The sequence below is a fragment of the Metamycoplasma orale ATCC 23714 genome (assembly GCF_000420105.1).
Classification (GTDB): Bacteria; Bacillota_I; Bacilli_A; order Mycoplasmatales; family Metamycoplasmataceae; genus Metamycoplasma; species Metamycoplasma orale.
Window position 1 is genome coordinate 38,036 of sequence record NZ_ATUH01000004.1, and the last position, 9,097, is coordinate 47,132.

The window sequence follows — 9,097 nt, forward strand, 5'->3', positions numbered from 1 at the left end:
TTTATAATGAATGCTAAAGAAAAAAATATTAGAGAAGAAATTTTAAATCTTCAAAAAAAGATTGCTGAATGAGACAATGCTTATTATAATTTGGATAATCCTATTGTAACTGATGAAATTTATGATACTGAGTTTATTAGACTTCAAAAATTAGAAAAACAATATAGTTATTTGCTAACTTATGAAGAAGTTAAAAACTCTCCAACGCAAAAAATTGATGCAAAGTCTTTATCAATATTTGATAAAGTAATTCATAAAAAACCAATGCTTTCTTTAAACAAAGCATATTCAATTGAAGAAATTAAGAAATTTATTAAAAACATTGAAAAATATACTAATGATTTTTCATTTTTAATTGAACCTAAAATTGATGGCCTTTCTATTTCATTAACTTATGAAAATGGAAAACTAATTAGAGGTGTGACTAGAGGAGATGGAATAACGGGAGAAGATGTTACAAAAAATATTTTACAAATTAATGATATCCCTAAAGAAATAGAATACAAACACAAAATCGAATTAAGAGGAGAAATATATTTATCTATTTCTAGATTTAATGAATTAAATGAAGAAAATTTAAAAAATAATTTACCGCCTTTAGCCAACCCAAGAAATGCAGCAGCTGGCACTTTAAGACAATTAGATTCTAATATTGTTTCTCAAAGAGGTTTGTCATCTTTTATATATTTTGTAGTCGATGCTCCAAGTCATAATATTTTTACAATGGAAGATGCCTTTTGTTTCCTTAAGAAAAATAATTTTCATGTTGTAAAAGATTATAAACTAGCTAAAAATATTAATCAAATTGAAGAATATATAAATAATTTTCCAGAACTTAAAAAAACATTTGATTTTGAAGCAGATGGTGTAGTTATTAAATTAAATGAAATTAAATGATGAAATAAAATAGGGCAAACTCAAAAGTTTCCACATTATGCAATTGCTTTTAAATTTGAACCAAACATTGAAATTACAACAATTAAAAAGATATTTATAACTATTGGAAGAACCGGCTTAGTAACTTATAATGGCCAAGTTAAAACTGTCGAAATTTCTGGTTCAAAAATAAACTTTGCAACATTAAATAATTTTAATTACATTAAAGAACTAAATTTAAATGTTGGCGATGAAGTTTATATTAAAAAAGCTGGTGAAATTATTCCTTGCATTATAGGACTAGTTAATCCAAAAGGTAAACCTGATTATTTTAAAAGAATAGAAACTTGTCCATATTGTAATTCTAAATTAATAGAAAGCGAAACATTCTTAGAAGAATATTGTGAAAATTACAATTGTCCAGAAATTATAAAAAAACAACTAATTCATTTTTCTTCAAAAGAATGTATGAATTTCTTTTCAATGGGCGAAAAAATAGTAGAAAAATTATATGAAAATAAATTAATTCTTAATCCACTAGATTTTTATAATTTAAAAAATAATAAAAATGAACTAACACAATTAGAAAAATTAGGAACTAAATCTATAATGAAAATTTTAAATTCAATTGAAGATTCAAAAAAATTAGGACTTGACAAATTTATTTTTGCTTTATCTATAAAACACATAGGACAAAAAGTTGCAAGCTTTATAGCTTCTAAAGTTCAAAAACTTTCTGAATTTCTAAAATTTGATTTTGATTCTTTAATTCAATATAATGAAATTGGTCCGAAAATTATTGATTCAGTTAAAAAATGGCTATCAGTTGATAATAATAAAAAATTAATTAATGACTTTCTTAATAGTGGAATGAATTTCGAACATATTTCAAATATAAAAAGCAAATTATTAGATGGAATTAATATTGTTATTACAGGAACATTATCTAAGCCTAGAAACTATTTTGAAGAATTAATAAAGGCAAATAATGGAAATATAGTAAATAGTGTATCTAAAAAAACTTCTTATGTTTTATGCGGAGAAAATCCTGGATCTAAATTAGATAAAGCTAATGAATTAAATGTTAAAGTTATCTCTGAAAATGATTTAATTGATATGCTAAAAAATAAGAATTAATTTTATACATTAAATAGTTCCTATTTAATGAAATTAACATATAAATCAAAATATATAATGCATGAATTATAAAAGGCAAATAAATAAGCTTTTTGCCTATATTTATTTCAATATTAGTTTTATAAATTAATTTAATTAAAACACTTAAAAAATTAAAATATCACATTGATAAATATTTAGTTCAGAAAAATAAAATAGAAAAAGTGTAACTTAAAAATATTATTGGCCCAAAAAATAATTGATATATAAAAGAAAAAATGCTTATTTTTTCAACCAAAGTTAATGATATTAAAAGTGATGAAAAATATGTGAATAAAGATATTCATATATTTTTTAAATATTCTTTTTTAGTATTTCTAAAAATATTATTAGTTAATAAAATAACAAATGTTAATACAAAAGAAAAAATAAATGAATAATTAAATATTAATGAATAATCAAAAATTAAGAATAGCGTAGCAATAAAAGCAAGTAATGTTAAATTAGAAAACTTTTTGTTAAATAGCTTTTGATTTATGACTCTCAAAAGTAAAAATATAAAAGCTCTAAATGCTGAAATTGGAAACTTTAACATACACAAATATATAAAAAGCAATAATAAACTTAAGTATTCAGAAACTTTAACTAACCTAATTTTTTCAAATATTTTTTTAAAAATAAAATAAATTATTCCAAAATGAAATCCGCTTATTATGAAATAATGAATAATAGACATTTCTTTTAACATTTGTATAATTTCATTGTTTTTATCAATCTGTTTGGAAAAAATAAACAAATTTAAAAACATTCTAGTATTTGCATCTTTATTAACAAAATTATTTATATTTGCTTTTTCATATAAATAAACACTAGCTTTATAAATTTGTAAATATACATTATTAGAATTATGAAATGAATTAACATTTTTAATTTCAGAAACTGCACCTTTAACGTGAACAATATCATCAATATTAAAAATATTATTTTTAAAATAGATAAGTATATTAGTTCTACTATTATTCTGAACAATAAAAAAATTAGAAAAACTTTTAATAATTTTAAAATTATCATCAATTTCTTTGCCTACATTTTTAAATGTAATATATAAAGAAATTTTACTTATCATAATAAATAAACTGCCTATAAAAATGCCAACTAATAATGCTTTTCAATTAAAAATATTAATAGCAAAAAATAATACAAGTGTAAATCAAAGTAAGACATTGCTTACCTTAAAAGAAACTAGAAATATTAAAAGTGCAATAATAAAGGATTTAAAATAGTCATTTACAATATTAGTCTCTGTTTGAGAATTGATAAAGTCTTTTCACCAACTCCATTTATTTTTGAAACTTCTTCTCATGTTACTTTAAACTTATGCTGTTTTATAAAGTTGAATATTTTGATTGAAATATTTTTTCTAATACCTAGGTTTACTAAATCGGTTGCATTTTTAATTTCTGTTATAAAAAACTTTGCATCTTTTTTATATGGTATATATAACTTATAATTATTTTTTTCAATTTTATTATTAAGATCTATATTCTTTAAATTAGCACCTGATTTAGGTTTTGCTATTTTTAAAATATCACTAATCAAACTATTTTTAATTATTGTATATTCGCCTGGAAAAAATATAGCACCGCTTATATTAATAGTAATATATTCTTCTTGTTGATTTTTATTATCTTTATTATTTGCAATATATCTTTTTTTAGTAATTAATAAAGATGACATTAAAAATATTGATGAAATAACAAATATACTTGAACTAATTAAAATCCTTTTGACACTTTTTCTCATAATACCTCTCAATAATAAGAATAAACAAAAAGGAAAAAGATTTCTAAAAAAGGAAAAAGATGAGAAAAGATTAGGAAAAGTCATTTTGTTTTTCCTAAAATATATCAATTTTAAAATTAAAAACTTATTTGCTGTAGTTAAAAGTTTTATTAATCAATTATTAAATAAATAAAAAATGTCAAGTATTTTTGCTTGACAGTTTTTTTTATGGTAAAATATATAATTATTTTTAAATAATTAAATAAAGAAAGGAATAACATGGTTAAATTAAGACTAAAAAGAACTGGTAAAAAATTCTATGCAACATATAAAATTGTAGCCAGCGATGAACGTGCTCCTAGAGATGGTAAATTTATTGAAGAATTGGGAAACTATGATTCTCATACAAAAAAATTAAACATTAACTATGAATTAGTAACTAAATACTTAGATCAAGGCGCTAAACCATCAGAAACTGTTAGAAATTTATTAAAAGTAAATGATTTCTATGCAAAATATAAAGCAAGCAAAGTAAGCAAAAAATAAATATGAAAATAAACATTCTTACTCTATTTCCTGAATATTTTGAACAATTTAAATTGCAAAGTATAATTGCTAAAGCAATTAAATTAGGACATCTAGAATTAAATATTATTGACTTTAGAAAGTTTTCTGATGATAAACATAATAAAGTTGATGATACAGTATATGGTGGTGGAAGCGGGATGCTTTTACAAGTAAAACCCATTCATGAAGCACTTAAAACTGTGCCTAATTCATATAAAGTTTTATTAAGCCCACAAGGCAAATTATTTAATCAAACTGAAGCTCATAGATTAGCTAAATATGATGAACTTACATTAATATGTGGCCATTATGAAGGATTTGATGAAAGAATATTAAACTTTGTAGATGAAGAACTTTCTATTGGGGATTATATTTTAACAGGAGGCGAAATTGCAGCAATGGTAGTTGCTGAAGCTACTGCTAGATTATGTCCTGGTGTAATAAAAAAAGAAAGTCATGAAAATGAAAGTTTTGAAGGAAATGGTTTACTAGATTACCCACAATATACTAAACCTTATGATTATTTAGGCTATAAGGTTCCCGATGTACTTTTATCAGGCAATCATAAAGATATTCAAAAATGAAGAGAAGAACAAGCTTATTTAAAAACTAAAAAAAATCGTAAAGATATTATTAAAAAATTAGAAAGGAAAAAAGATGAGTAGAACTAAATTATTACAAGAAGTTGAAAGTGAACAAATTAGAACTGACTTACCTGAAATTAGAGAAGGATATAACATCAAGATTCACGTTAGAATTAAAGAAGGTAACAAAGAAAGAATTCAAATGTATGAAGGTCTTGTTATTGCTGCAAATGGCGAAGGAATTAACAAAACCATTAAAGTAAGAAAAGATTCTTATGGTGTTGGTGTTGAAAGAACATTTAAATTAAATTCTCCTTTAATTTCTACAATTGAAGTTTTAAGAAAGAATAAAGTTAGAAGAGCTAAATTATTCTATATGCGTGATTTACAAGGTAAAAGCACACGTCTTAAGGAAATTAAGGCAAACACTGAAACTACTAGTGCAAAACCTAAAAAAGTTACTAAAAAAGTTGAAGTTAAACCTAAAACAACCACTACTAAAAAACCTGCTGCTAAAAATGCTGCACCTAAAGCTGCTAAAAAATAGTTATCAAATTCTATAATTAATAAAGCATATTTAAATTATTAAATGTGCTTTTTATTTTAATTTATATGCTTTATGCTATCATTAATAGAATATGTCTAAATTAAATTTAAAAGAAACACAATTTGCAATTGATAAATTAAAAACTTTATTTTCATCTAAGCTAGCTAAAACATTAAACTTAGTTAGAGTTTCAGCGCCTTTATTTTTACTTAGTTCAAGCCATTTAAATGATCCTTTAAATGGAGAGGAACCTGTTAAATTTAAAGCAAAAAATATTGATGAAGATCTAGAAATAATACATTCACTTGCCAAATGAAAAAGATATGCGCTTAGTAAGTATAATTTTAATATTAATGAAGGTATTTACACAGATATGAATGCAATTAGACGCGAAGAAGAACAAGATGACTTACATTCAATTTATGTTGACCAATGAGACTGAGAACTTATAATTAAAAAAGAAGATAGAAATCTTAATTTTTTACAATACATTGTAAAAAAGATATATCAAGCATTATATGAAGTAGAAAATGAAATTAATTTAGAATATCCTCAACTTTCAAAAAAATTAACTAAAGATATTTATTTTATTTCTTCACAAGAGTTATTAGACAAATATCCTAATTTAGATGTTAACCAAAGAGAGTATGAAATATCTAAAAAGTATGGCGCAGTTTTTATTTATAAAATAGGTTATAACTTAACTAATAATAAGCCACATTCTTCACGCGCAAAAGATTATGATGATTGAAATTTAAATGGCGATATTATTATTTACGATAAATTACATGATCGGGCAATTGAATTAAGTTCAATGGGAATTAGAGTAAATAGAGACAGTTTAATTAAACAAATGGATATGTCTGAAAGTAAAATAAAATCGCTTAGCGATTATCACAAACAAATCATTGATGAAACACTACCTTTTACAATTGGTGGTGGTTTAGGTCAAAGCAGAATAGCTTTATTTTTACTCGAAAAGGAACACATTGGAGAAGTTCAAGTTAGTGTTTGAGATCAAAAAAATGTCAATAAAAATAAACTAAAAAAACTAGAAATATTATAAAATATAATTGTTAAAAAAACTTAATACATAAAGAGGTGTTTAGCTTAGCAGCAATAAGACACGCCAACCTATTTATTTAAATAAACAAGGTGGATAGCGAGGGATTATTTATTTTAAATTAATCCAACATGTAAAACATTATCTCCTTATGTAATAATAATTAACAAAATAAGGAGAAATAAATGAAAAGATTATTAACCAGCGAAAGTGTTGGTGCAGGACATCCAGATAAAATTTGTGACCAAATTAGTGATGCTATTTTAGATGCGCTTTTAAAACAAGACCCATATTCACGTGTTGCTTGTGATGTAATTGCAAATAACAATGTTATTTATATAGGCGGACAAATAACAACAAATGGATATGTTGATGTTGTAAAAGAAGCTTGAAAAGTTTTAAAACCTTTAGGATATACAGAAAATGACTTTAATATTATGGTTGGCATCTCAGAGCAAAGCCCCGATATTGCTCAAGGTGTTAAATCTAATAAAAATAAAGAGCTAGGGGCAGGTGATCAAGGTATTATCTTTGGATATGCAACTGATGAAAACAAATACTATATGCCTTGAACAATTACTCTTGCTCATGAACTTGTTAAAAGAGCAGAAAAATTAAGACGTCAAAATAAATTTCCATATGCTAAAGCAGATATGAAAAGCCAAGTAACAATAGAAGAAGATTCAGACAAAAATAGTATTATAGTTAAAAAAGTGCTTATGTCTATACAACATGATGCTAATTATAACTATGAAGAATTTAGAAAATTTGTCAAAGAAAATATAATTGATTATGTCCTTAAAGAACATAAGCTTAATCTAGATTATGAAATGTTGCTAAATCCAACAGGTAAATTTGTTATTGGTGGACCTGTCGGAGACACAGGTTTAACCGGAAGAAAAATAATAGTGGATACCTATGGTGGTTTTGCTCATCACGGTGGTGGCTGCCAATCGGGAAAAGATGCAACCAAAATAGATAGATCTGCAACTTATATGGCTAGATATATTGCAAAAAACATAGTTGCAGCTAAAATTGCAAAGAAATGTGAAATACAACTTTCTTATGCAATTGGACTTCCGAAACCGCAAAGTATATATGTTGAAACATTTAACACTTCAAAATATTCCGAAACTGAATTAATTGATATGATCAATAAAATATTTGATTTATCAGTTAAAGGTATTATTGATACATTAGATTTATTAAAGCCTATTTATCTACCAACTGCAACATTTGGACACTTTGGAAGAAATGACTTAGATTTACCTTGAGAAAGACTAAATAAAGTTAAAGAAATTCAAGCGTACTTTGAAAAAAAGCATAGCTCTAAATAAGTTATGCTTTTTTAAAAATATTTATTCACTTCTAATAAAAGAAGAATTTAAATACTTATATGAGAATGTATTAAATGAGAAGAAAAAATAATTATTAAAACTTTCATTGTTTCATATTTTTTTAGTTGCATCAATTTCATAGGCAAATATAGAAACATTTAGCACAAATATAGTCATTATTACTATAATTATAAGTCTAGAAAGCGCCGGTAATTCAGAACTTTTAGTTACTATATCTTTTTGATATAAGATTGGAAAAGGTATTAAGGCTAAAATAATAATTAAAGGAATTAAAAAGTTAAATACAAATGTTTTTAAAAAACCTAATCTAATTATGTTTTTAGGTTCAATTTCATTATATGAATGTTTTCTAAAATCATCGTCCACATTTTTAACTAAGTTTTTATATTCTATTGAAGAAGTTGAATAATTTAACATTTTAGCTAATAATTCCATATATTCTTTTTTTGTCATTGCTTCATTTTTCTTATAAATATCAAGCAATCTTTGATCTTTAATCAAAAGAAGAGCGTGGGCATTTCTTAACGAATTAATATAACAATAATATGAAAAGAAATCTTTAATTACTGCTTTTTTAAATATTTGTAAAAAGACGAAAGCTAATATTAAAGTTATTAAACCAACCATAAATCCACAAACAATACTCAAAGCGATATCATTGCCCAATACTTTATATCCATCAAATTTAGTTTTAAAAACAATTCCAAAATATGCAAAAAATGCATCTACTACTATAACCATACATAAAACTAAAGTTCAAAATCAAACTGATTGAGCATTAGTTTTTTTTAATATCTTTAATTCTCTATTTTTTGTATTCATAATTAATAAAATTATACAATAAATAAACAAAAAAGTTGATTACTCAGCTTGAATGAAGTATGAAGTGCAACGCTTGTTGCTTATAACTTTATTCTATTACAAACAAATTAAAATATTAAAAAATTGCAAACGAAAAATTGCAATTTTTTAATTGCTGTATTTTTTGGTTATGATTTTCTATATTACAATGATTCTATGGTTTTATTATAAGCATCAACATATAGTTCTTCAGCTGATTTATAGTTTAAAGTTTTTCTTAGTCTTTTATTTATTAGGGTTGTTACTCTTTGTATTTCTTCAGGTGATATATCATTGAAATCTGTTCCTTTAGGAAAGAATCTCCTAAATAAACCATTTCAATTTTCATCACTACCTTTTTGTC

The 9,097-nt window shown here is 24.0% G+C and carries 8 protein-coding genes and 2 pseudogenes; 6 read left to right on the top strand and 4 right to left on the bottom strand.

The window, feature by feature from the left end; all coding sequences use genetic code 4:
• The first annotated feature begins 6 nt into the window (after positions 1-6).
• Positions 7-2,013 (top strand): NAD-dependent DNA ligase LigA, encoded by a 2,007-nt coding sequence (ligA, locus tag F795_RS06405; RefSeq protein WP_022935931.1) that lies wholly within the window; start codon positions 7-9, stop codon positions 2,011-2,013.
• Here ligA and F795_RS0101270 read toward each other — a convergent pair.
• Both F795_RS0101270 and F795_RS0101280 read right to left on the bottom strand, forming a co-directional pair.
• Positions 1,967-3,355, bottom strand: a complete 1,389-nt coding sequence (locus tag F795_RS0101270) for an MAG0480 family ComEC-like protein (protein WP_084254390.1) — start codon at positions 3,353-3,355, stop codon at positions 1,967-1,969. The genes ligA and F795_RS0101270 overlap by 47 nt on opposite strands.
• On the bottom strand, positions 3,280-3,795 hold the full coding sequence (locus F795_RS0101280; RefSeq protein ID WP_022935934.1) for an MAG0490 family ComEA-like DNA-binding protein: 516 nt from the start codon (positions 3,793-3,795) through the stop codon (positions 3,280-3,282). Before F795_RS0101280 ends, F795_RS0101270 begins: the two co-directional genes overlap by 76 nt.
• A gap of 258 nt (positions 3,796-4,053) precedes the next feature.
• Here F795_RS0101280 and rpsP point away from each other — a divergent pair, with 258 nt between their 5' ends.
• From rpsP to metK, 5 genes and pseudogenes are all read left to right on the top strand, one after another.
• On the top strand, positions 4,054-4,320 hold the full coding sequence (gene rpsP, locus F795_RS0101285) for a 30S ribosomal protein S16 (protein WP_022935936.1): 267 nt from the start codon (positions 4,054-4,056) through the stop codon (positions 4,318-4,320).
• Between the two features lie 2 nt (positions 4,321-4,322).
• Positions 4,323-5,006: a tRNA (guanosine(37)-N1)-methyltransferase TrmD gene (trmD, locus tag F795_RS0101290; RefSeq protein WP_022935937.1), complete on the top strand. Its 684-nt coding sequence runs from the start codon at positions 4,323-4,325 to the stop codon at positions 5,004-5,006.
• Positions 4,999-5,346: pseudogene (gene rplS, locus F795_RS03360) on the top strand (50S ribosomal protein L19); the annotation flags it as partial. The gene trmD and the pseudogene rplS, both read left to right, overlap by 8 nt.
• Before the next feature lie 217 nt (positions 5,347-5,563).
• The gene (locus F795_RS0101300) at positions 5,564-6,538 is read left to right on the top strand and encodes an aspartate--ammonia ligase (protein WP_022935939.1); all 975 of its coding nucleotides are present in this window, start codon (positions 5,564-5,566) and stop codon (positions 6,536-6,538) included.
• A 182-nt stretch (positions 6,539-6,720) separates the two neighbouring features.
• Positions 6,721-7,872: a methionine adenosyltransferase gene (metK, locus tag F795_RS0101305; protein WP_022935940.1), complete on the top strand. Its 1,152-nt coding sequence runs from the start codon at positions 6,721-6,723 to the stop codon at positions 7,870-7,872.
• Positions 7,873-7,893: 21 nt separating this feature from the next.
• Here the strand turns inward: metK and F795_RS0101310 are convergent, their stop codons facing one another.
• Both F795_RS0101310 and F795_RS06410 read right to left on the bottom strand, forming a co-directional pair.
• Complete coding sequence (locus F795_RS0101310; RefSeq protein WP_022935941.1) at positions 7,894-8,715, bottom strand: hypothetical protein; 822 nt, start codon at positions 8,713-8,715, stop codon at positions 7,894-7,896.
• Positions 8,716-8,897: 182 nt separating this feature from the next.
• Positions 8,898-9,097: pseudogene (locus F795_RS06410) on the bottom strand (IS30 family transposase); the annotation flags it as partial.